Genomic DNA, 21,771 nt, shown 5'->3' on the forward strand with positions numbered 1-21,771 from the left:
GACCGCTCCCGGCGTCTGCCGTAGCGGTGGTGCCTCGCCCCTTCATCGCCGGACGGGCATCGCGACAGGAGGCGGGACCGAGTCGGCCCCCTGCAGTTCGGCCGGGGTGAGCAGCTGGGCCTGGCCGCAGTTGGGGCAGACGTCGCCCGCCACGGTGCCGTCAGCCGCCGCCATCGGATCGCCCATGTTCTGGCTGGTCGGCAGCGTGGCTGCCGCCTGGAACCCGCAGCTCGGGCACATCAGGTCCGGCACCGAGTCCCCCGGAGTGCCGGGCATCGCCATCTCGGCCTCCGCCCGGTCCTCTTCAGGGGGCAGCACGTCCGGGCCCTCGGGCTCCTCCGGCCGGTCCGGCATGTCCGGACCCGGGGTGAAGGGATCACCGGTGTGGTCCTGCGCCCTCCACGGAAGCACCCGGGGCGTTGCCTGCCCCCCGGCCTCGGGCGGGATGACCTCGCCGTCCAGGCCGATCTCGTCGGGCTGGACGATGCCATCGCCGTTCCCGTCGACCGCTGTCGGGGCGCCGTTGAGCTGCGTTCCATCCAGGGCCTGGCCCGAGGGCAGTACCTGGCCGTCCGGCCCGATCATCGAGGGGTCGACGGCCTGTCCGCCGGTCGGATCGGCGAGCGGGTCGCGCGGGTCCAGCGTGCCGTCGCCGTCCGGGCCGCCGACCGGGGTGAGCGTGCCGTCGTCGTCGACCATGCTGGGGTCGACGACCTGCTTGCGGAGGTCGAGCTGCTTGGCCATGTCGAGGTCGGGATCGCGGAACTGCTGCGGCGGGCTGATGAACCCACAGATGCGGCACATCTCCCCGTCGTAGGTGACGGAGTCGCCGCACACCGGGCAGGAGTCCTCCCGCAAGGTGTCCACGTCAGCCGGGGCCTTCGTCTCGCCGTACGCCAGGTGCTGTCGGGCAGTGTGGGAGTTGTCCTCGGCCTTGAGCTGCGGAACGTGCTCGCTCGACAGCCCGCGCCACTTCTCCCGCTGGTTGCGCATGTTGGTCTGGCGGCCCTTGCCGCCCGGCGAGGATGCGTCCTCATCGGCGTTCAGGCGCTGGCGCACAAGCCAGGTGGTGGCCTGCACCTCGTGCGGGGCGACGGTGCGCCCCTCGGAGCCGGAGATCTGCGCGGCGGCCGTGCGGTACTGCTGGGCGGCGTGCTCGTAGTAGTGCCGGGAGCCGCTCGGGAACTCGCCGCCCTCCTCTGAGCCGACCCGGCGTCCGGCCGCCACGGAGAGCGCGTGCCGGTCGACGACCACCCGGTGCGAGTGGGCGGGCGGCGTGCCGCTGGCCTTCTCCTCGTCGGTCTGGGGCTCGTAGCCGCCGTGCTCGATCAGGTGGGCGAAGTCCTGCGTCTTCGGGCCCTTGAGGGCCTTCTGGTGGTGCTCGCCGTCCATGATCTTTTGGGCAGCGTTGGCGTGCGAGCCCATGATCATCAGGCCCTCGCCCTTGCCGAGGGCCCGCTGCTCGACGAAGGACCTCGCGGCGTTGTGCATGTTCGCCCACCAGTTCTGCTGGGGCGAGTACGCGGAGAGGACGCCCGCGCCCTTGTGGGCGGCCTCGGCGTCGTCGGTGATGTCGGGGTTCAGCTTGGCGATGGCCTTGGCCACGTGGTGCGCGTCGGGGTACCACCGGGCGCCCTGGGTCTTCTCCTCGTCGGTGGCCTGGTTCCAGTGGTCGACGATGTGGCTGTGGTGCAGCGGCACCTTCTTGTAGAAGGGGTGGTCCGCCGGGTTCTGGAACTGCGGGGCGGCGGCCTCGGCCTGGAGGCCCGCCGCCTTGCCCAGACCGGAGGCGTCGACCCCGAGGAAGTGCGCGGTCGGGTCGGCGGGCGGCTCGACCAAGAGGGAGTTCTCGAAGAAGCCCAGCCCGAAGCAGACCTCGCGGATCAGCTCTCCGACCCGCTGCCCGGAAGCGGTGTGCCGGTAGATCCGCTGGCCCTTGGAGCGAGGGATGTGCTGGCAGTACTCGGCCGGGGTGGTGGCGCGGTTGCCGCACGCGCTGCAGACCGAGTAGGCGACGTCGCAGCCCATCGAGGTGCGGTCGACGTCGCCGTCCAGGATGGCCTTGGCCAGCTTGGGGAACCTGCGTGCGTCGACTTCCATAAGAACTTCACACCAGGTGTCCGGTGTGCCGTCGGGGTTGCGGTCCTCGTGGAGCGCCGCGTCGATGACCACCCCTCGGGCTCGGCGGTGGTCGCTGTTCTCGTGGTTGACGAATACCGGCTTGCCGACGAATGTCTTATAAGCGGCCTTGATCTCTTCTGCGGGGAATTCGTCGAAGTTGTCGTTGCATCGCGAGCTGATGGCCCGGGACCGGACGTAGAGGTATCCCGGGCGTGCTGTGTACTCGAACGTGTGACGGTGGGCCTGCTTCGGCAGGCGCGCAGTGCCGTCGAGCTGGGCCGCGAGGATCGTGGCAGCGGCGTACTTCCGCACGGTGATGGGCCTCCCGGGCTTGTCGGGGTCTCGCCCCTTCCGGTCCTGGGAGGCCGTGCAGACAGCGTCCGGCAATTTTTAACCCGCGAGATGGCGCGTACACGGGGAGTTCTGCCTTAACCTCTGTATGAGCCAGCCTTAATCCATCTCGCGGTAGAGTGTCTTTTGCGACATGTGTACTGCCGTGCCGCCAACGCGATCTGATGCACTGTCAGCTTCTGCGAGAGATAGCCCGCGCCGGTCTGCGGGTAGTTGAAATAGGAAGGACCCCGGTCGACCACCCGGGCAAGGGAATTGAGGTCGACCGGGGTCCAGGGGCTCCGGAGTTAGCGGGGTGGGTAGTGGCAGGTCTACCCGAGGCCCCCCGGAGTCGGGTCGCCCGACGGCTCGGCAGTCGTCGACGGGCTGGGAGGGGTGGTCTTGGTGTAGGTCGGCTGGGACGTCGATCCGAGGAGCACCGAGAAGGCGGGCCACCGGCTCTCCAGCAGGTGGACCAGGGTGTAGTAGGCCGCGATGACCACGCCGGTCAGACCGGTGATCAGGGCGGCCTTGGAAGTCGAGTCCACGTTCACGCCGATGTCCGCGAGGGCGGTGACGGCAGAGCCGACTGCCACGGGCACGTAGGTACGGATGAGGGCCTGGGGCTGGGGCATGCGCTCTCCTGGAAGAGGGGTGATCTCACCCCTTCCGAGGGCCAGCCCGCCTTGGGACAGGAGCTGAGCGGTGAACCATTTTTGGCCACCACCGCGCGGAGACGCCACCGCGATCGACACCGCGCCCCCACCCCCCTGTCACAGTTCGCCCGGATGCCGATCATCGTAGGCTTATGCATACAGAGCGTGTCAAGGTCACTTTCACGGAAGTTGGCTGGACGGTCTCTCGTGAAACTGGCTTGACTGTGTAGCATCTGGCCCCAGTTGCGTACCACTCGTGCGGCGAGACCTCCATGTCGCGTCCCTCGGACCCGGAAAGGCCCAGGTGGCAAGGTGTCAGGAAGTCTGGCAGGCCGACTGGAACGACTGTTTGACCTCAAGCGCAAGACTGACGGCACGCGTTGGCCGTACTCCGAGGTGGCTGAACAGATCAACCAGCGTCATCACTGTGCGTTGATGACCGAACTCGCCGCAACGCTTAAATCCGAGGGAAGAAGCGCTGAGGAGATTGCGGAGGCTGTCGCCCAGCAGGCCGTCAAGTCGGTCATCACGGGACAGTACATCGGGCAGCTCGTCAGCGGCGCCGCCGACAACCCGACCAGAATCCGGATGCAGTGCCTCGCCGAGTTCTTTGACATGGACCCATCCTTCTTCTTTGACGGGGAGAAGGCGGCGATGATGGACCGGGAGTTGGAGATGCTCCAGCTCCTGAAGAACCCGCACGTCCGAACGCTCGCGCGCGCCGCCGACAGGCTCGACAAGTCGGGACTGGCGGCGGTGCTCGCCATCATGGGCCACATGAAGGTCGCCCCCCAAGTGTCCGTCCCCGATGAAGACGATCAAGCTCGCCCCGACGGTTCCTGACGTCAGTCATATGCCATACGCTGAGGCGGCCCCGGAACTGACCGGATTTCGGGGGCGAAATTAGGACGGAATCGGGCGAATATGCATGGAGTCAGTCGCAGGGTACGTAAACGATGGAATGAGACGCTCCGGACACTCGTCGTTGACGAGCCATTTACCACGGAGTCGCTTCGCGCTGCCGTGGAGAGCCACCGTGGCCGTCCGCTGGAGATCGTCCAAGGAGACTTCCGCTCGCTCGGGGACACCCCGTGCGGGCTCTGGGTGAAGAGCTGCGACCGGGACCTGATCCTCATCGACAGCAGTGTCACCGGACCCCAGTACGACCAGACCGTGGGCCACGAGATCGGCCACATCCTCATGGGCCACGAGCCGCTCTCCCCGGCCATGCTCGTCTCCGAGATGGCACAGCTGGTCGACATGTTCCAGATCCTGCCGCCCAGCCTCGTCCGCGACGCCCTCAGCGGCGTCGCCCTCGGGCGCACCACCTACGAGGACCACAAGGAGCGCGAGGCCGAAGGGTTCGGCACCCTCGTGGCCCTCCACATCAAGCGCGAGGCCATGCGCCACGCTGACGCCCAGGCGGATGAGGTCCTCTCCGGCCTGCGCGACTCCCTCGGCTTCCGCTAGCCCCAGGAACCCCACATGATCATCTGGCTCTTCGTCATCCTGCCGCTGTGGGTCGTGGTGATCGCCCGGACCCCGGTGGCGATCCGGCAGCGAAGATCACGGCCCCTCTACGGAAGCTTCCTCTCCCTCTCGATCTCACTGACCGCCATACGACCCCAGGTCGTCGACCTGCTGTACCGCTGGACCCACATCGCGGGCCTCGCCGACCTGATCAAGCAGGTCAGCGGCATGGTGGCGATGGCCTTCATCCTCAGCTGGGTCGTCTCGGTGACACCGCCGCCCAGGCCAGGCCAGGCCAACCGCCTCTACTTCCGCATCGCACGAGGCCGGACCCGCCACGTCGTCACCACCATCTGCGTCTCCCTCGCCGTCGGCCTGTTCCCCTTCATGGACACCGCCGACCGGGCGCTGCCGGACAGCCCCGACCTCGCGCTCACCCAGATCGGCCACCCGCTTGGCGCGGTCAGCATGCAGACCTTCCAGATCTACCTGTGCTTCAGCATGATCAGCTGCGCACTGATGTGCTGGGACGCCTGGCACCGGGACCGCCGGAGCATCCTCGGCCTGAGCATGTGGTGCGTCGCCTTCGGCTGTGCCGCCGGGTTCTGCTACGGCTTCCTCCGCCTGACCTACCTGGTCGGCATCATGGCCGGAGCCAGCCTCCCCAGCTGGGTGCTCTACGTGGGCACCAACGGCTTCGTACTACTCTCGGTCGGCTTCATCCTTGTTGGCACGTCCCTGCCGGTCCTTGAACGGATCAAGACCGAGCTGTCGTACCGCTCCTCGCTGATCAAGCTCCGGGCACTGTGGGACGAGGTCACCAGCGCGGTGCCAGCCGTGGTCTACTGCGGTCCCCGCAAGACCACCCGGCTCAACGACCGCTTGAACCTCCGCCACCTCGACGAGCGGCTCCACCGCCGGATCGTCGAGATCGAGGACGGCGCGATGGCCCTGCAGACCTGGTGCTCGGCCTCCCTCGGCCACGCCGTCCGCGAGGCCGCCTCCGGTGCGGACCTGCTGTTCGCCCAGGCCCTCATCATCCGGATCGCGGCGAACCGCAAGCGCCAGGGCAGCCCGGCCGCCGAGGTCCAGGACACCGAACCCCTCCTGCCCACCTCGCCGAGCCCCAGGGTCCGCCTCGCCTACCTCGAACAGCTCTCCTGGGCGATCGAGCCCCGCCCCGAGATGCCCGACGAAGAGCAGATCAACCAGCTGCTCCCCAACCTCGACACCGAGTTCCTCAACCAGATCCGCTTCTCCCTCGGCCTGCGGACACGCCAGGAGACCCAATGACCGCCACAGCCGCCCCCGCCCGCCCGCAGAACAACGACGGCACCAGAGCCCGACGTTGGGCACAGATGATCACCGACGGGATGGAGCCCAAGAACATCATCACCGCCGTCTGCGCGATCATCGGGTCCGGCCGCTTCGGCCTGCCCGGACTCGGCTGGGCGGCGATCTGTGTCGTCTTCGCTGCCGTACTGCCCGTCCTCTTCATCCACCGGGTGGTCAAGCGCGAAGGCGGAGGCTGGGCGCAGCGCCACCTGACCGAGGTCCAGCTGCGGATCGTCGTCATCCCGATCATCCTGCTGATGGTGACAGCGGGACTCCTTCTCCTGGTCGCCCTGCACGCCCCGAAGGCGATCATCGCGATGCAGGCCGCCATGCTGGCCACCCTCGGAGCCGTCTACCTGATCACCGTGTGGTGGACCTGGAAGATCAGCGGGCACACCTCGGTCTACGCGGGGGCCGTGGCGATGGCCGCTGTGGAACTCGGCCCCTGGTGGTGGCTGGCGCTTCCCCTCGTGGTCATCATCGCCTGGGCCCGGGTCACGCTGCGCGAGCACACCCTGGCCCAGACCGTTGCCGGTGCCGCGCTCGGGGTCACCGTCGCCGGGACGGTCTTCGCCCTGCTGAACTAGGGCCGCGACATCAGCATGGGCTGCGCCCCGGGAGCGAATCGCCCCGGGGCGCAGCCGTGTCCTCAGATCTTCGTCGCACACTCCGGGCCGATCAGGCGGTCGAGCGACTCCGGCGTGGTCAGCGGGAGCCCGCACCGCCAGCAGCACTGCGATGCCCGTGCCCACGCCTTCCCAGCGGTGATCTGGTCACCGGCGAGTGCGGCCAGGGCCTGGCGCAGCCGCGTGCTGCCCTGGTGGGCCTTCCAGACGAACAGGGTCTTGTCGGCTTCGTCGGCGTTGGCGAAGTTGGTGTAGTCCGCCGTGTTCTCCGGCCCGCTGAGGTAGGCCACCAGGAAGCGGCCCGGCATGAACTTCTCGCCCGCCTTCTGCCGCCGGACCCGCAGGGTGACGTGCCCGCCGCCGTCGACGCCCTCCACGGTGAAGTAGCCCGGGAGGAGAACGGTGCCGCTGGGCAGGCGCACCGGACCCGACTTCGGCGAGCTGGCGGAGGAGGCCGGGGTAGCCGTCTTCTTGACGGGCGCGGCGGCCTTGGGCTCGGCCGAGGCGGTCGTCAGGCAGCGGCCGTTGTCGTCAGTGCGGTGGCGGACGGTCCAGGCAGTCCCGGTCTTCTCCCGCAGACCTGCACCGGCGGCCACCGTGGTGCCGCAGACGGTGCAGGTGCCGGGGTAGGCGTTCGCGGCCTCCCGGACGGGCTTGGAGGCGGTCTTCGGGGCCTCGGGCGCGGGGAGGGGCGCGGTTCGGGGGGTCTCGTACGAGAAGACCGGCCTGCCGTTCTCGATGCCCAGGACCCGGAGGGGCCCCGAAATGAAATGCGCCATAACTGCTTCCTCCCGAGCTTGAATAAGAAGACCGTAACCTAGATATCTAGGTTACGCAAACACTTTCTGGAAACGCGAAGAGCGGCCGGGCCCGCAGGCACCGACCGCTCTTCAACCCTCCGCCGCCACTTGGCGGCCCTGGCTCACGCCCTCATCAGGACCTTCAGCGCCAACGTCAGCTCCTCCGGCGTCAACTCCTGCCCGGCCGCGACCTTCTGCCGGACCTGGATGACCAGCCGCTCCTCCGCCGAAGCCCCGTAGTACGGGTCCGGACGGTGGGCCGCCAGCAGCGACCGCAGCTGCGTCGGGTCCACCGACGACGGCGACACGAACAGCGTCAGCGGGTGGTCCGCGTCCACCGGAATCTCCGCGCCGGGCAAGTTGCCCACCGGCGCCTCGCGGGGCACGTACACCGCCAGCTGGACTGCATCGCCCAGCGCGTCGCGCAGCTCGTGCTGGAACTGGCCCAGGTTGATCGGCGACGTCCAGGTCACCATCTGCGAGTTGCCGCCGAACGGGTCCAGGGCTCCGACCCCGGCGTCCTGCGTCATGCCCTCGTCTGCCACAACGATCACTCCTCCCGTGAACCGGCACTGCTGGTGGTCCGCAGTGCTTCCGCCCCTTCCCCGCTCAGTCCAGCCACGGGACAGGGTCGAGGTCGGCGTAGTGCGTGCCCTCGATCTGGAGCGAGCCGAGGTTCCTGGCCAGCACGTCCTCCCCCTCCTCGATCAGGGCCCGGCGCTCGGCCGGGGTGAAGTCCCGCAGCGCGTGCTTCGCGAACCGGCGCGCCGTATACGGCGTCAGCGCCTCGTCCTCCGCCGGAATCCCGAGGTCACCGCCGTCGGTCGAGGGCAGCGCACCGTCCGGCTGGTCGTGCAGAACGGCCTGCGCCCCTGCCTCGTCCGGGGCCAGCGTCCCCAGCCGGTCGTCGAGCGATCCGGGCAGAGCGTGGCTCCAGCCCTCCGGATCGGCTCCGGCCAGCGGCCCGGCCGACACCGGGTTCTCCCCGGCACGCGGCGGGGACGTCGCCCCCAGCGCCGGGGGCGCCAGCACGCTGCCGCTGCCGGGCTCACCGAACGGTGAACCGACCGACGCCACGACCCCTGCCGCCGCCAGCGCCAACCGGACCTCCGCCGGGTCCTCTCCCGACTCCACCATGGCCCGCGCGACCAGCCGCAGCGGCGCCTCGGCCACCGCGAGCGAGGACGCCCGGCCGAACTCGTTCCGGGCCTGGTCGATGTCCCACTTGACCACGACATGCCTGGGCACCCAGTCCGGCCGCTCCTGGTCCGCCATCACATCCCGGCCGAACATCCCCCGGCTCTGCGCCTCGTACGTCAGCGCGAGAGCGTGGCTGCACATCCGCCCGGCGAAGCGCGAGAAGTCGTCGCTGGCCCCCCAGTGGTACGCGCCCCACTTGCAGCCGCAGCTCCATGCCTGGATCGAGGACCTGCCCGGCAGCCGCTGCAGGCCCGTCTCGTAGACCTCGTGGTCACCCCGGACCTCGCCGACGACCAGGCCGTCCGTGGCCAGGGTGACCCGGACGCCGCCCTCGGTCCTGATCCGCTTGGCCTTCGCAACGACGTCCCTCCACGCGGCGGTGATCTGGAACCGGAAGTCGCCGTCGGTCGCTGCGATGACCAGCATCGAGGTGAAGGGGAAGGAGTCCTTGCCGTCGTCCTTCTTGCCGTCCTTGTCGTCGTCGCCGTTGCCCTTGTCGTCGTCGGAGTCGTCCTTCTTGCCGTCGTCCGAGTCAGAGTCAGAGTCATCGTCGTCCTGGTCATCCCGATCGTCGTCGTCGGAGTCGCCGTCCTGCTTCGCCGCGACGTGGCGCAGCCCGGCCGGATCAGGCCGGGAGACGAGAACCTCGGCCAACTCCGGGTAGTCGTCGGCCGCCGTCCCCCGGGCCGCCAGCGCGGTCGGAGCAGGACGCAGCTGAGAAGCGGTGTACGACCCGCCGCCAAGACCCCCATGCAGGTCGACCTTGTACTCCTCCCAGCCCGGGAACGGGCCGTCGAGCACAGCCCGGACGGTTCCGGGCAGTCCCTCGGGAGTCATCACCACCTGGTCCGGCCGGTACTCCCAGTACTCCTCCGAGGCCACAGCAAGGCGCTGGGCCGCCAGGGTCTGGTGACCAGCCGTCCGCCGCATCCGCCGCCTGCTCGCCATGTGCTCTCCTCCGTGGCTCCCGACTCTCACCCCTTGATCCGGTCGGGAACGCGCCCCGACAGCAGATCACTTGCCGAGCGGGCTCCACAGCGCCACCAGGACCGGCACGATGATGGCCGACACCGGGATCACGACCTTGAACCACACGTTCATCCGGCGCTGGTGGGCGACTTCCCGGCGCTGCTCCTCACGCCGCAGCTGCTCGACATGCTCACGCCGAACCCGCTCCTCCAAGGCCGCACGCTTGCGGTCCTGCTCGGCCAGCTCCTGCTCAGCTCGCCCCAGCCGCAGTTCCAGCAGCGCCTTCTCCGCCGACCACTGCTCCCGGGTCAGGAAGGAGTCCAACCGCTCCCGCACATCGGTGAGTACCTCGTGGATCTGACGGCGCGTCTGTTCCGCGTCCTTCTGGATCAGCTCCCACAGCGCGCCGGTGCTCATCTGGTCGTCCGACATCCTGCGCCCCCTGCGGTGTGAGTCCTGATTCACCCCTTCCTTGGGCCGGGCGCAGGCGGAACAGGGAAGGCCAGGAACGCCGGAGGGCCCGCCAGCAGCTGGCGGGCCCTCCGGTCAAGCTCTCCCGATCACGTGATCGGCGCGGTCCAGGCGGCGGACCAGGTCTTGGGCCCGATGATCCCGTCGGTGCCCAGCTGCTTCTCGTCCTGGAACTGCCGGACGACCCGGTCGGTCTGCGGACCGAAGATCCCGTCGACGCCGATCGTCCAGCCCCGGTGGCTCATCTGCGCCTGCCACTGCCGCACGTCGTCGCCGCTCATGCCCTGCTGCAGGTACCGGCCGGGCCACGCGGGCGCGGACGACGCCGGGGGCTGCGGCGTCGGGGACGGGGTGGGCTGGCCGCCCGGCCTCGGCGCACCGGCCTGGACCCAGGCGTAGAGCGGCTCACCCGGGCAGTCGGTCGCGTACCCGTCGCGGTGGCCCTTGATCTCCGGCCCGGCCCCGTTGGCCTGGAGCAGCTCGATCGCGTCGCGCAGCGCGCCGAGCATCGCGTCGGTCGGCTGCGTCATCCCCTCCGAGCCGAGGAGCCCGCACACTGCGTAATCGGCGTGGTTCAGCGGCTGGTTCCCGTTCGCGCCGGTTTCCTTGCGCAGGCCACGGCCCTCGAAGACCCAACCATGCTGGCAGCAGCCGTAGTTGTACGCGATGTCCACCCAGCCCTGGACCGGGTCGGACATGTGCGCGACGCGGATGTCCTTCCACAGCTGGATGCACTGGCTGTGATCGCCAGCCAGGGTCGTGGGGACGTTGCCGCCCTCGTAGTGGACCTTGACGCCCTGGGTGGTCGGCTGATCGGCGGCTGCCGTCGCGGGCCAGCCCAGCTGGTCGCGGGTGAGAAGCTGCATTCCTTTACCCCTTTGGTAGTTGAGTTGACGTCAGTTCGCCGGAACGCGCAGCTGGGCCCAGCTGGTGGGGCCCGGGATGCCGTCGGCGGCGTCGCCGGAGTAGCCGAGCGAGCGCTGGAAGGCCGCGTAGGACGCCTGGTCGGCCGGGCCCCAGTCGGGGCCGGGGCCGACGCGGTACTGGGAGAAGCCAAGGGCGACCAGGCGCTGGCCCATCCGGGTGATCACGTCGGAGTGCTGGCCGTCGTGGAAGAAGTCCTGGCCGGGGAAGGGCTCCAGGGCGGCGTCGAGGAGCTGGTGCAGGGACTGCTCGCCCGGGACGCCGTCGGCCGCCGCTCCGCTGTAGCCCAGGGAGCGCTGGTAGTCGGCGTAGTTGAGGGTGTCGGCGTCCGTCCAGTCGGGGCCCGGACCGACCTGGTAGTGGCTGCCGAAGCCGCGTGCCACCAGGGCCTGGCCGACCCGGGTGACCTGGTCTCCGTGGGCGCCGTAGCCGTAGACTTGGCCGTCGATCGTGACCTGGTAGCGGGCGATGGCCGGGGTGGGCGGCTGCTCGGGCTGCGGTGCCGGGGAGGTGCCGCCCGGCCGGGGCGCACCGGCCTGCACCCAGGAGTACAGGGGGTCACCCGGGCACTCGGTCGGGTACCCGTCGCGGTGGCCCTTGATCTCCGGCCCGGCCCCGTTGGCCTGGAGCAGCTCGATCGCGTCGCGCAGCGCGCCGAGCAGTGCGTCGGTGGGCTGGGTGAGCCCCTCGGAGCCGATCAGGGCGACGACGGCGTAGTGGTCCCGGTTGAGCTGCTGGTTCCCGTTGGCCCCGGTGCGCTTGCCGATGCCACGGCCCTCCAGCACGTAACCGTGCTGGCACGAGGCGTAGTTGTACGCGACGTCTACCCAGTTCTCGGTCTTGTTGGCGAGGTGGCTGGCCCGGATCGACTGCCACTCCTGGATGCACCGGCTGTGGTCGCCGAGCAGGTCGGTGGAGACCGGAGTGCCCTCGTAGTGAATCTTGACGCCCTGGGTGGTCGGCTGGTCGGCCGCCGCCGAGGCGGGCCAGCCCAGCTGGGCGCGGGTGATGAGCTGCATGCTCTGCTCCTCCAGAGAGGGTGGGTTCCACCCCTTCCGGAGGTCTGCTGCCCCTGGGACAGGACCGGAGGTCAGCCCAGTCCGGCCCAGAAGGTCATCACGTTCGCCAGGCTGTTGCTGGACGGAGTGATGCTGGACGGGAGAGCAGTCTGGCCGGTTCCGTTGGTGCAGTACCTGTACTGCGCTGCCGCGAGGTTGGCATTCGGGGTGCTGGAGAACCCGGAGGCACGGCCGAGCTGCGCTGGCGTGGTCGCGTTGTTGACGAACGCGACCCAGTAGGCACCGGCAGCCGCAGCGTAGGGGCTGGTGAAAGTGCCCGGGAGCGTTCCGGAGGAGGTGAGGGCCGCGTCGAGGGCGCCCGCTGCGGTGACTGCGACCCGGTTTCCGCTGGAGTCGTAGAGGCCGATGAAGTTCTGATTGGCGACCACGCCGGATGCTGCGCCAGTCAGGCTGAGGATGGCCTTGCTGACGGTCTGCGGGGTACGGAGGATCACCTGGGCCAGGTAGACGGTTCCGGATACCGTGGCGGAGGAGTTGCTGGTGCCGCTCGGGTCGTAGTTCCAGGCGAGGAGACCATGGTCGGAGGGCAGGTACATGCCTGCCGGGGTCTGCACACCGTTGACGGAGAAGACGCCGACTATGTTGTGGATCGGGTTCGGGCCGGACATGCGGGGCTCCTAATCAGGCCGTCAGGATGGACAGGATGGTGTTGGCGGTGAACTGGTGGCCCGCATCCGACATGTGGATGGTGTCGGTACCTGCGTTGCCGACGCTGGCCTCGTTGCCCCAGTAGCCCAACGAGGCCCAGTAGTTCCAGCTGTTCCTGCCCATGGGCCAGAGGTCGACGAAGGCCGCACCGTAGGCTTCGGCCACCATGCGCCCCCGCGCGGCGTAGTCCTGGTACCGGTAGTTGGCGTTGTCGTAAGCGCCGATGTGCTGCATCACGATCATCACGTCGGAGGTCCCGGTGACGGCGGTACCGCCGACGGTGGTGCCGTCCTTGACCGCCGACAGGTACTGCCTGAGGTTCGATGACCAGGTGTCCGCCGTCATGCCGGTCAGGACATCGTTCGATCCCAACATGTAGATGACCAGGTCAGCCGGGTAGTCCGGGCCGCCCGACCAGTTCGCGACAGCGGTTCCGACCGTGTTGTACGCGAAGGAAGCGCTACCGGCCCCTGCGAGGCCGTAGTTGTTCACGACGATGCCACTGGCGTTCTCCGCCGTGACACCGCAGACGGAGAGATAGCTGCCAGCGGCTCCGTTGTGGGTGATCGTGACAGTGTGGGTTCCGCTGGACAGCCCGGTGATGGTCGTCACCTGGATGCTGGACTGGGCGGTTCCGCTGTCGGCCACCGAGACGGCCGCGTTGCCGTCGATCGAGTAGGTCCAGTTGACCCGTCCCGCACCGCTGAGGGTGTAGACGCGGACCGTGCTGCCCCGCACGGTGAAGGTCAGGCTGCTGCCGTTGGTGCTGGTGTAGATGAAGTTCGCGCCGGGCCCGTAGCGGTTTCCGACACCCCAGGTGCCGGACTGGGTGACCAGGTTCCCGGGAGTCCCCTGCCAGGCAGTAACCGAGGCGCCTGTACCGAGGAATGCCGCGCTGCGGCCGGTGCTGAAGTAGCCACTGCCGCCATCCCCGTAGGTGGCCTGGAGGCTGCTGGCCAGGCGCCCGACCCAGGAAGTGGAGACCAGGTTGGACGCGTACAGGCCCTGGGTGCTGGAGCTGCCGACGGCCGCGACGGTCGCAAGCCCAGTGCTCGCGGCACTGCGCTTCGCCCGCCAGAACTGGCCCCACCCGGGCGGGACGTAGATACCCAGGGGGGCACCGAGCGGGGCCTGCGACGCGGGTACGCGGCCGGTGGTGTCCAGGGTCGCGATGCCGCTCGTGACGCCGACCTGAGCCTGCGTCACGACGTTCGAGGGCAGCTGCGCGGCGGCCAGGTGTCCGGTCGCGTCCAGTGCGGCGACGCCGTTCGCCGCGCCCACGTCGCTCGCGGGGACCGCCCGGACGTCGCCCGCGCCCAGGACGACCACGCCGGTCTTGCCGTTGACCTGCAGCACGGGAAGCTGGGACGGCTGGACGTACCGGCCGTCGGCCGCAGCCTGGGTGAGCGCGCCGATGTCGGCGGCCGAGACCACCACGGCGCCCGTGCGGCCGAACACGGAGGTGACCAGCGATGTCGGCAGCTGCGCGGTGGTGGCGTAGCGGGCGTCGGCGTCGGCCTGGCTGAGCGCGCCGACGTCGCCCGCGCTCAGCACGACCACGCCGATCTTGCCGTTGACCGACGTCAGCCCCGACCCCTTGGTGGCGTAGCGGGCGTCGGCGTCGGCCTGGCTGAGCGCCCCCAGGTCGGCGGCCGTCAGCACCACGGCGGCAGTCTTGCCGTTGACCGAGGTGACGCCCCCAGTTCCGCCCCCGCCGGTTCCGCCGCCGGGCGTCAGCCCGTCCGGCAGCTGCACGGCCAGGATCTTCCCCGAGCCGTCCAGCTCCGGGTAGCCGCCCGGCAGACCCCGCTGGTTGAGGGACTGCAGCACCACGATCTGCGGCGGCGGGGTCGTCTGCCGCACCACCGCCTGCAGGTCCACCACCGACCCGTCGGCGGGCACCTTGATGTAGTAGGTGCTCACCGGCTGCCCGGTCAGCGCCTCGTCGACGCGGTACATCACCCCGACGGGAAACGTGCCGTCGTCCATCGGCGACGGCACGGTGAAGGAGACCTTGCCCTGCGCGTCCAGGGCCTTGGACACCGGCACCGGCTCGGCGATCTGCCCGCCGTTGATCACCGGCGCCGTCAGCTGCAGCTGCACCGTCCCCGCGCTCGGCGTCGTCCCCGTCACGTACGTCCCGCGCACGGTCACCTGCGTGATCCCCACCTGCTACCCCTTCTCCAGCGGCACAGCCGCGTCGATCTTCAGGAACCTGCGGGCACCGACATGGACCGGGTCGCCGTACCGGCCGTGCGGGCGCCGGTGCTCCGGCGCGACCGTGCTATCCGGCCCGTACACCACCGGCGCGTTGTACGCGCGGCCCAACGCCCGCATCCGCGCCGCGCCCTTGAACAGCGCGGCGGGCTTGGGCATCCCGCCGCGCTGCTCGCTGCTCTCCGGCGGCACCGCCGAGCCCTCCCCGGCCGCCGCCCCGTCGCTCCCGTCGCCCTGGCCCGCGTCGACCGGCTGCGCACCGAAGCCCGGCACCGGCACTCCCCCGGCGGGCGGCATGCCCGCGATGTCGGTCGTGGTCGGCGCGAGCGTCGGCTGCAGCGCCACCGGGTCGAGGCCCATCAGCGGCGCCCGGATCATGTCCATCGCCGGGTCCTGGCCCTCGGGCAGAGCACGCGGCTCGAAGTCCGCCCGCAGGTCGGCCGGGATCGGCAGCCCCTCGGCCCGCAGCCGCTGGTACAGCTCCTTGCGGGTGCGCTGCTCCTCGACGGCCAGCTCGATCTGCTCCTCGCGGGTCTTGTTGACCTCGTCGTCGAAGTCGATGGAGACGTTGTGGAGCCGGGTGCGCATGGAGATCGGCACCCCGGCCTCGCGCAGTGCCTCGAAGAACTCGGTCTGCCGGGCCTCGTCCTGCAGGGACATGGTCCGGAACTCAATCTCGGGGATCAGCAGCTTGGGCTGCTCGACGATCCGCTCCTCGCCGGTCTCCTCGTCGACCTCCAGGACCTCCTCCATACGCACGAACCGCTGGCCGCCCCGGGTCTCGTAGTCGTAGTGCTCCTGGGCCTCCGCTACCACCAGGGCGCGCTGCCGGTAGTGGCGGCGCACGAGCTTCTGGTAGTCCGTCAGGAGCTGGGTGACGAGGTCGCGGTTCAGGGCGTCGGCGGCGTACGTCTCACCGGAGCTGGCGCCGGACAGCATGGTCTGGGACAGGCCGAAGACCTGGAGAATCCGGCCCTCGATCCGGTCGAAGTCGTCGGTGAAGTCCGGCATGTCCTCTTTCCCGAGGACCGGGGCCATGTCGATGCCGAAGTGATGGGTGATCACCCGGAAGTCAGCGGCGAGCGCGGAGTCCAGGGCCTCCTCGAAGTCGGCCAGGTCGTCCTGGGTGGGAATCCACGGGACCTCGGTGCCCAGGTCGGAGGCGGACGCGCCGAGCTTGGCCAGGATCAGGGGGGTGTAGAGCCGATCGGCGACCGCGTCGACGGCCGCGTTCAGCATCTCCTCCTGCATCAGGCTGCGCATCCCCCGGTACAGCAGCGGCACGCCCCGTTTGGCGTTCGGGCCGCCGCCGTGGAATTTCAGCTGCCGCAGGAGGATGTTGCTGACCGGCATGAGGACGTTGTCGGCGGCGTAGGCGGCCAGCTCCGGGTAGGCGGCCATGAGCTTGTCGTACTCCCAGGCCGGGGTGCGGGTGCGGATCAGCTCCCGCATGGCCTCCGGCAGCCGGATCGTGTACCTCGGGTCGCGCAGGAACGGGCTCCGCTGGACCTCGATGTTGTCCGGGTCCAGCAGTTCCTCGTCGTCCCAGACCCCGAGCGCCTCGTTGAAGGTCCCCAGCGGCCACGCCTCGCCGACCAGCCAGTACTCGCGCCCCATCGAGACGAGGAACTCGTCGTAGTTCAGCCCGTGCTCCTCGTCGAAGAACAAGTCCGAGTAGAACTCCGTGAGGCGCTCGTCCTTGCAGGACAGCTTCATCCCGAGCAGCGGATACTTCGCGTAGATGTCGATGCACGACCCGACGATGGGATGGGCCGCGTACACCAGGCGGCAGTACGCCCGAAGGCGCTTCATCTGCTCCGAGTCGTCGAACTCGAACGGGAGGTTGTTCTGCTTCCAGTAGAAGAGCGGGTCGCGCGGCCGGGAGGTGGCGAACCCGAGGCTCGGCCCGGAGCGCCCGGAGCCGTCGGCCTCCTTGCGCATCCGCACCCGCCGGTTGTGCCGCATCTCGGAGACCTCGGGCGACTCCGAGTCGCTCCCGGCCGTCCTCGACGCCCGCCGGAAGAGCTTCGACATGCGCGTCAGCGCTGCCTCGCTCGGCCCTCGGTCCCTCGCCGTGCCCGCCATCCCGTCCTCCCTGTCGGTCACCCCTTCCGGGTGGCGGGCAGGCGGCGAACAGGAGACGCAGACCGGTATGACTGATCGCGGAGTCTCCCGCAACCAGGCCACGCTCGGTGCCTTGGGGGACGGCCCGTCGTTGAGTAGGGCATGGACCAGTCACCTGTGGCACAGAGCGAGAACGCGAAGGCGCGGCGGGACCTGCCGGGCGAGTTGTCGGCCCTGATGGACGGCCAGGACGCCCTCCGCAGCGCCCAGTGGTACCCGGCCCAGTCTGGGGACCTGCTGACGGTCCGCTGGCCCGCCAGCGGTGCCCTGCCCGCAATCGAGGAGATGTACGAGGTTGTCCGCGATGAGTGGGATGAGCTGACTCTGCAGCTCCGCTCCCACACCTACCCGGAGACGTTCGCCAGCAGTGCTGGGGCGTTCGCACGAGAGTGCACGCCGGACGATCCGTTCTTCGGGCCCTGGATGGAAGCCGGGCCACACCGCCTCACGATCGTGCGAGGGGGCATGGTCATCCACGGCGGCTGACCAAGATCGCGGTCAGCCGCGCAGGCTGGAAGCGAGGTAGGCCACGTACGCCTCCCGCCCCACCGTCGCCCCTGCCGCCGTCCGGTAGGACTCCTTCTTCCCGAACGGTGGCCCGCCGCCGGAGTCATCACCGTCCTCCGACTTGCCGTCACCGCCATCAGCGCTGCCGTCATCGAACGGCGGGCCGCCGTCGCCCTGGCTGCCATCCTCCGGGGCACCCGGCTGCGCCCCGGGAGCGCCCGGCGGCACCGCGCCGGGCGCTGGGGCAGGGGCGGGCATGCCCGGGATCTGCACCGGCATGCCCCCGACACTCTGCGGGAACGCCGAGTACATCGGCTGTACGCGCACGATGAAGGCGGTGTTGCAGAACTGGCACTCGATGTTGCCGTCCGACCGTCCGATCACCTGCCCGCTGCCGCACATCGGGCAGTGCATCACCTGGACGCCGTCCCCGGACTGGTGCGCGTGCCGGACCAGCTGCGTCATCGCTACCTCCATGATCATCCGGTCCAGGCGTCCGGGTGCAGCGAGGACAACTGCTTGACGTTCTGCGGCCAGTACGAGGGCAGCCCGTCGTACGGGTTGCCCGCCGCGAGGTTCGGGGAGTTGTAGCAGAACACCGTCCGGATGCCCCGCGCGTACGCGCGGGCGATGGCCTGCTGAGACGACGCCAGGTCCGGCACGGACTTCAGCACCACCGCGTACCGGCTCGGCGGGAAGTTGCCCAGCCACGTCGGCGGCGTCCAGGCCATCCAGTCCTGCACGGTGCCCTCGAAGATCACCGTCTGGTCGGCCATCGCGATGTACGCCGGGTCCGGCACCACCCCGGGGTTGAGCACCACGAAGCGGGCGCCGTGCTTGCGCAGGCCCAGGACAGTCGTGGCCGTCGACTGGATGTGCCCGGGGTCGGGCGGGCACTGGTCCAGGAAGACCGCACTGAAGCCCCGGCCCCGCCAGGTGTCCATGTCCTGGAAGACGTTGAAGTCCAGCCGAGTCCCGTAGGTGTACGCGATGTAGGCGGCCACCGTGGTGCCAGCGGCCATCACGGCCTTGCCCACGTCGGAGAGCACGGTGTCCTCGGTCGTGCCGGGCCCGTTGAACTGGTTGAGCACCACCCAGTCCACCGGCAGCCCCGGGACCGCAAGGTCGGCCCAGGGCGCCCCGTTGATGCCGGGGTGCACGTACAGCGGCACCCCGGCGCCCATCGTTGACGGTGCGAGCATCGCTCAGTTCCCCCCGTAGATGACGTACGGCACGAACCAGGCGGTCAGCGCGAGCCAGCACAGGGCCGCGCACAGCCCGGCGCAGGCGCTCACCAGGAGCGGCCAGAGCTTCTCCTTCATCGGCCCCTCCTCAGGCTCGGAAGAGCGGCAGTTCAGGCGGACCGGCCGGACGCGGACGCGGAACGTGCGGCGGCGCCTGGTGGCTGAAGCCCGGCCCGGCCGCCGGAGCGGACGGCGGGGCCACCGGGGACTGCGACTCGGGGTGGCTGAACGTGGCCTCCGGGTCCGTCGGCAGGTGCAGCTGCACCGGCCCGGACGGCTGCGACATCCCGTCCTCGAACGACACCTGCGGCGCCGGGCCGGTCGACCTCGGCGCGCTGTCCGCACCGGGAAGGTCCGAGAACGACGGTGCTGAAGCCGGACCGGACGGCTGCACCGGGGTGTCCGGCTTCGGCGCGTCCGAGAACACCGCCGGAGACGGCCCGCCACCGCCCGTACCGCCGCCACCGGCCGACGGAGCCGCACTGCCGCCTCCGGCCGAGGGCGTGCCCGGGAGCTGGTCCATGGACGGCTTCCAGTGCTTCGCCCGGTCAGTGAACGGGCCATCCGCGACGTTGCCGAAGTTCTCGTACGCGAGCGGGTACGCGGTCGCCATCTTCGCGTGCTGCTCCGCCGCAGCCTCGGCCAGCTCCAGGCAGCGCGCCAGCGGCAGCCCGGGGTTGTCGGCCGCCGCCCGCGCCGCGAGCTTCGCCACCGCCGCCACCCGGGCACTGTCGTCCTGCCGCACCGGCGGCGGCACGCTGGCGGCGCGGGCCTCGCTCAGCAGCTTCCAGCGCCGCACCAGGTCCTGCTCCAGGGCCTCCACCGGGTACCCGCGCTGAGCCGCCGCCCGCCGCAGCGGCTCGGCCGCCAGCGCCAGCCGGTGCAGCGCGTCCCGCTCGTCCACGGCTGCCGACAGCAGCGGCCACACCGACACCTCGACGTCCTGCAGCGCCGCGCTGCGGGCCAGCTGCTCCTGCTCGGCCTCCAGGTCCCGGGCCGCGTTGTTCCACATCATGTCCGCGAACATCAGCTCTGCTCCCCGTTCCGCTCCTGCAGCAGCCCGGCCTGCACCCGACGTCGGAACGCCGCCGCCGACGCGGGCAGCGCGTACTGAGGCGGCGTCATGCCGCTGTCCGGCAGCGTCTGCACCACACCCGGCGAGTCCACGCCGCGCGAGGCCGGAACCACCGGCGCCCCCGTCGGAGCCGCTCCGTTGTACGGCGACGGCCCACCGGCCGCCGCCGCGTCCATCCCGCCTGCCAGCGGCCCCGGCCGTCCGGGCCCGTTGATCGGCGTCGACCCCGACGGGTCCGCCGACGTCCCCGGCGCGGTCGTGTCCATCTGCAGCGTCGTCGCCGCCTGCGCCTGCAGGTACGTGCCGTCCGTCGGCAGGCCGTGCTCGGCCGCCACCTGGTGGGTGAACCGGCGGTGCAGCGCGATCCGCTGGCCCAGCGCCGGAGCCCGACCGGCCAGCCGCTGGTGCTCCTTGATCCACTCCCCGCGCTGCGCCGGGTGGTCGGTCAGCCCGGCGTAGATCCCGGCCTCCATCTCCGCCGTCCCCGCCAGCACCAGCGGAGTCCCCGGCCGCCACCGCATCGCGTACCGGTACCCCCGCTGGAAGTCCGGGTGCTGCATCTCCTGACGGGTCGCCACGTGCCGCGAGGCGTACACCTGCTGCGGCTTCTTCGTGCCCTGCCCGTTGTCGCCCCCCAGGCTCACCGGCACGTCCTGGCCCACGGAGGCGGGCTGCGCCGAGGTGTACGCATCCACGTACGACCGCGCCGCGTGCCCGTCGGAGAACGACGGCGCCTGCCCGGCCGGGTCCTTGCCGTCAGCCGCGCCCTGCGCGGCCGTACCCGGCGCAGCGGGCGGCGTGGACGCCGGGGTGTTGGCGATGTTCGGCTGCACCGTCTGGTGCGGGTGGCTCCACTGGTCGGCCTGCACCTGCCGACCGGCCGTGGTGTGCTGCGCAGGGCGGGCCGGTACGCCGCCGGGGACGGCGTGGCCGCCCTCGTCGTGCTCTTCGCCGCTCATCTCCCACGGGAACATCACCTGCTCCGGCAGCGGGGTCGGGGCGGGGTGGTCATGGACGTCGATGGCCTGCTGGATCTGCGGCAGCCCGGAGGCGGCCTGGGCCCGCCGGGGCACGTCCCCGCCGTCCTGGTGGCCGCCGAGCTGCTCGGGACTGCCCTGGCCGCCGTCTCCGGCCGGAGCGGGGGACGGCCCGTTACCGCCGCCGGGCGGGTTCCAGCTCAGCTCGTCGGTGGTGGAGTGCCCGCCCGGCTTCTCCGGGGTGCCCTGGCCGCCGTTGCCGGACATGATCTCCTGCAGCAGCGGGTTCCGCTCGGAGGTCTCGGTGCCGACGGAGCCGGAGTTCAGCTCGTGCACGGGCGGAGCGAAGTTGTCGAAGACGTCGGTCGGCAGCTCGGTCGGCTTGTTCGTCACGCCGTCCGGGGCGGTGGTCTGCTGGATCTGGTCCAGGCCCGAGCCCGCCTGGGCGCGCAGGAACGCGGCGTAGTCGGTGAAGACCTGGACGGCCTCCTCCCGGCCAGCGCCGTACCCGGCGGCCACCCGGTGGGCCAGCCCCTTGGCCTGCTCGGTGAACTCGGCCTCGTCGGCCCGGACTTCAGGCGACAGCTGGGAGAACCACAGCCCTGCCTGCGCGACGATCGCCGACCGGTCGACCTCGGGTTCGCCGAGACCGGCCAGCCAGTCGCTGGCGGAGCTGGTGCGCTCGAACGTCGGGGCCGGGGTGAGGGTCTCGGTCACCACGGTGGCCGCCCAGTCGATCTCGCGTTCCCGGGCGGCGTCCACGGCGGCCGTGCGGTCCATCTCGTCGAGCTGGGCGACCAGCCGGGCCTGCGCCGCCAGGGTCGGGGCGGCGTTGATGGCCCGCAGGATCGCGCCCCGGTCCTTGGGGGTCGTCACAATCTCCTCCAGTGCGGCTGCGGCAAGGTCGGCGGAGGAGAGGCGACCAAGCCAACGCGACAGGCGACGCAGCATCGTGGACCTCCCTCCGCCCCTTCCCACCGGGCAGAGGCGGCCGGACA

General features: G+C 70.4%; 20 protein-coding genes. 5 read left to right on the plus strand and 15 right to left on the minus strand.

Translation table 11 applies throughout. From position 1 onward, the window contains the following. Positions 1-42 precede the first annotated feature (42 nt). Both FHX73_RS42410 and FHX73_RS42415 read right to left on the minus strand, forming a co-directional pair. Positions 43-2,433, minus strand: a complete 2,391-nt coding sequence (locus FHX73_RS42410) for a DUF7178 family protein (RefSeq protein ID WP_145911468.1) — start codon at positions 2,431-2,433, stop codon at positions 43-45. Positions 2,434-2,783: 350 nt separating this feature from the next. Next, on the minus strand, positions 2,784-3,086 hold the full coding sequence (locus FHX73_RS42415) for a hypothetical protein (protein ID WP_145911469.1): 303 nt from the start codon (positions 3,084-3,086) through the stop codon (positions 2,784-2,786). Positions 3,087-3,419: 333 nt separating this feature from the next. Between FHX73_RS42415 and FHX73_RS42420 the strand changes: the two genes are divergently transcribed. The 4 genes from FHX73_RS42420 to FHX73_RS42435 all read left to right on the plus strand — a co-directional run bounded on the left by FHX73_RS42420 (position 3,420) and on the right by FHX73_RS42435 (position 6,499). Further along, the gene (locus FHX73_RS42420; protein ID WP_145911470.1) at positions 3,420-3,950 is read left to right on the plus strand and encodes a helix-turn-helix transcriptional regulator; all 531 of its coding nucleotides are present in this window, start codon (positions 3,420-3,422) and stop codon (positions 3,948-3,950) included. Positions 3,951-4,130: 180 nt separating this feature from the next. After that, positions 4,131-4,577 carry an ImmA/IrrE family metallo-endopeptidase gene (locus FHX73_RS42425; RefSeq protein WP_170305334.1) on the plus strand — a complete coding sequence of 149 codons (447 nt, stop codon included), beginning with the start codon at positions 4,131-4,133 and terminating at the stop codon, positions 4,575-4,577. A 15-nt stretch (positions 4,578-4,592) separates the two neighbouring features. Further along, positions 4,593-5,870, plus strand: a complete 1,278-nt coding sequence (locus FHX73_RS42430; RefSeq protein ID WP_145911472.1) for an MAB_1171c family putative transporter — start codon at positions 4,593-4,595, stop codon at positions 5,868-5,870. After that, entirely contained in the window at positions 5,867-6,499 is a 633-nt protein-coding gene (locus FHX73_RS42435; RefSeq protein WP_145911473.1) for a phosphatase PAP2 family protein, read from the plus strand. The genes FHX73_RS42430 and FHX73_RS42435 overlap by 4 nt, the downstream gene beginning before the upstream one ends. Before the next feature lie 62 nt (positions 6,500-6,561). Here the strand turns inward: FHX73_RS42435 and FHX73_RS42440 are convergent, their stop codons facing one another. From FHX73_RS42440 to FHX73_RS42480, 9 genes are all read right to left on the minus strand, one after another. Further along, positions 6,562-7,317, minus strand: coding sequence for a DUF6011 domain-containing protein (locus FHX73_RS42440; RefSeq protein ID WP_145911474.1), 756 nt, complete (start codon positions 7,315-7,317; stop codon positions 6,562-6,564). A gap of 143 nt (positions 7,318-7,460) precedes the next feature. Then, complete coding sequence (locus tag FHX73_RS42445) at positions 7,461-7,883, minus strand: hypothetical protein (RefSeq protein ID WP_145911475.1); 423 nt, start codon at positions 7,881-7,883, stop codon at positions 7,461-7,463. A gap of 64 nt (positions 7,884-7,947) precedes the next feature. Next, on the minus strand, positions 7,948-9,486 hold the full coding sequence (locus tag FHX73_RS42450) for a hypothetical protein (protein ID WP_145911476.1): 1,539 nt from the start codon (positions 9,484-9,486) through the stop codon (positions 7,948-7,950). A gap of 66 nt (positions 9,487-9,552) precedes the next feature. Continuing rightward, positions 9,553-9,939 carry a hypothetical protein gene (locus tag FHX73_RS42455; protein WP_145911477.1) on the minus strand — a complete coding sequence of 129 codons (387 nt, stop codon included), beginning with the start codon at positions 9,937-9,939 and terminating at the stop codon, positions 9,553-9,555. A 128-nt stretch (positions 9,940-10,067) separates the two neighbouring features. After that, on the minus strand, positions 10,068-10,844 hold the full coding sequence (locus tag FHX73_RS42460; protein ID WP_145911478.1) for a peptidoglycan recognition protein family protein: 777 nt from the start codon (positions 10,842-10,844) through the stop codon (positions 10,068-10,070). A 30-nt stretch (positions 10,845-10,874) separates the two neighbouring features. Then, on the minus strand, positions 10,875-11,921 hold the full coding sequence (locus FHX73_RS42465) for a peptidoglycan-binding protein (RefSeq protein ID WP_170305335.1): 1,047 nt from the start codon (positions 11,919-11,921) through the stop codon (positions 10,875-10,877). A 71-nt stretch (positions 11,922-11,992) separates the two neighbouring features. Further along, positions 11,993-12,589, minus strand: a complete 597-nt coding sequence (locus FHX73_RS42470; RefSeq protein ID WP_145911479.1) for a hypothetical protein — start codon at positions 12,587-12,589, stop codon at positions 11,993-11,995. Positions 12,590-12,602: 13 nt separating this feature from the next. After that, complete coding sequence (locus FHX73_RS42475) at positions 12,603-14,798, minus strand: GDSL-type esterase/lipase family protein (RefSeq protein ID WP_145911480.1); 2,196 nt, start codon at positions 14,796-14,798, stop codon at positions 12,603-12,605. 3 nt (positions 14,799-14,801) lie between these two features. Beyond that, a complete protein-coding gene (locus FHX73_RS42480) occupies positions 14,802-16,880 on the minus strand; it encodes a hypothetical protein (protein WP_145911481.1) in 2,079 nt (692 codons plus the stop codon). A 207-nt stretch (positions 16,881-17,087) separates the two neighbouring features. On the opposite strand from FHX73_RS42480, the gene FHX73_RS42485 reads away from it, so the two are divergent. Next, positions 17,088-17,456 carry a hypothetical protein gene (locus FHX73_RS42485; RefSeq protein WP_145911482.1) on the plus strand — a complete coding sequence of 123 codons (369 nt, stop codon included), beginning with the start codon at positions 17,088-17,090 and terminating at the stop codon, positions 17,454-17,456. Between the two features lie 12 nt (positions 17,457-17,468). Here FHX73_RS42485 and FHX73_RS42490 read toward each other — a convergent pair whose 3' ends face one another. From FHX73_RS42490 to FHX73_RS42505, 4 genes are all read right to left on the minus strand, one after another. Then, positions 17,469-17,942 carry a hypothetical protein gene (locus FHX73_RS42490; RefSeq protein WP_145911483.1) on the minus strand — a complete coding sequence of 158 codons (474 nt, stop codon included), beginning with the start codon at positions 17,940-17,942 and terminating at the stop codon, positions 17,469-17,471. 14 nt (positions 17,943-17,956) lie between these two features. Beyond that, on the minus strand, positions 17,957-18,679 hold the full coding sequence (locus tag FHX73_RS42495) for a spherulation-specific family 4 protein (RefSeq protein WP_145911484.1): 723 nt from the start codon (positions 18,677-18,679) through the stop codon (positions 17,957-17,959). 130 nt (positions 18,680-18,809) lie between these two features. Then, on the minus strand, positions 18,810-19,748 hold the full coding sequence (locus FHX73_RS42500; protein ID WP_145911485.1) for a hypothetical protein: 939 nt from the start codon (positions 19,746-19,748) through the stop codon (positions 18,810-18,812). Then, positions 19,748-21,649, minus strand: coding sequence for a hypothetical protein (locus tag FHX73_RS42505; RefSeq protein ID WP_145911486.1), 1,902 nt, complete (start codon positions 21,647-21,649; stop codon positions 19,748-19,750). The genes FHX73_RS42500 and FHX73_RS42505 overlap by 1 nt, the downstream gene beginning before the upstream one ends. Between the last annotated feature and the right edge of the window lie 122 nt (positions 21,650-21,771).

This window comes from Kitasatospora viridis (genome assembly GCF_007829815.1).
GTDB lineage: Bacteria > Actinomycetota > Actinomycetes > Streptomycetales > Streptomycetaceae > Kitasatospora > Kitasatospora viridis.

Excerpts from the sequence above, each read along its gene's own strand:
- FHX73_RS42455 (WP_145911477.1), bottom strand. The coding sequence starts at position 9,939 with ATGTCGGACGACCAGATGAGCACCGGCGCGCTGTGGGAGCTGATCCAG.
- FHX73_RS42465 (WP_170305335.1), bottom strand. The coding sequence starts at position 11,921 with ATGCAGCTCATCACCCGCGCCCAGCTGGGCTGGCCCGCCTCGGCGGCG.
- FHX73_RS42490 (WP_145911483.1), bottom strand. The coding sequence starts at position 17,942 with ATGACGCAGCTGGTCCGGCACGCGCACCAGTCCGGGGACGGCGTCCAG.
- FHX73_RS42470 (WP_145911479.1), bottom strand. The coding sequence starts at position 12,589 with ATGTCCGGCCCGAACCCGATCCACAACATAGTCGGCGTCTTCTCCGTC.
- FHX73_RS42500 (WP_145911485.1), bottom strand. The coding sequence starts at position 19,748 with ATGTTCGCGGACATGATGTGGAACAACGCGGCCCGGGACCTGGAGGCC.
- FHX73_RS42450 (WP_145911476.1), bottom strand. The coding sequence starts at position 9,486 with ATGGCGAGCAGGCGGCGGATGCGGCGGACGGCTGGTCACCAGACCCTG.
- FHX73_RS42440 (WP_145911474.1), bottom strand. The coding sequence starts at position 7,317 with ATGGCGCATTTCATTTCGGGGCCCCTCCGGGTCCTGGGCATCGAGAAC.
- FHX73_RS42430 (WP_145911472.1), top strand. The coding sequence starts at position 4,593 with ATGATCATCTGGCTCTTCGTCATCCTGCCGCTGTGGGTCGTGGTGATC.
- FHX73_RS42495 (WP_145911484.1), bottom strand. The coding sequence starts at position 18,679 with ATGCTCGCACCGTCAACGATGGGCGCCGGGGTGCCGCTGTACGTGCAC.
- FHX73_RS42460 (WP_145911478.1), bottom strand. The coding sequence starts at position 10,844 with ATGCAGCTTCTCACCCGCGACCAGCTGGGCTGGCCCGCGACGGCAGCC.
- FHX73_RS42415 (WP_145911469.1), bottom strand. The coding sequence starts at position 3,086 with ATGCCCCAGCCCCAGGCCCTCATCCGTACCTACGTGCCCGTGGCAGTC.
- FHX73_RS42480 (WP_145911481.1), bottom strand. The coding sequence starts at position 16,880 with ATGTCGAAGCTCTTCCGGCGGGCGTCGAGGACGGCCGGGAGCGACTCG.
- FHX73_RS42435 (WP_145911473.1), top strand. The coding sequence starts at position 5,867 with ATGACCGCCACAGCCGCCCCCGCCCGCCCGCAGAACAACGACGGCACC.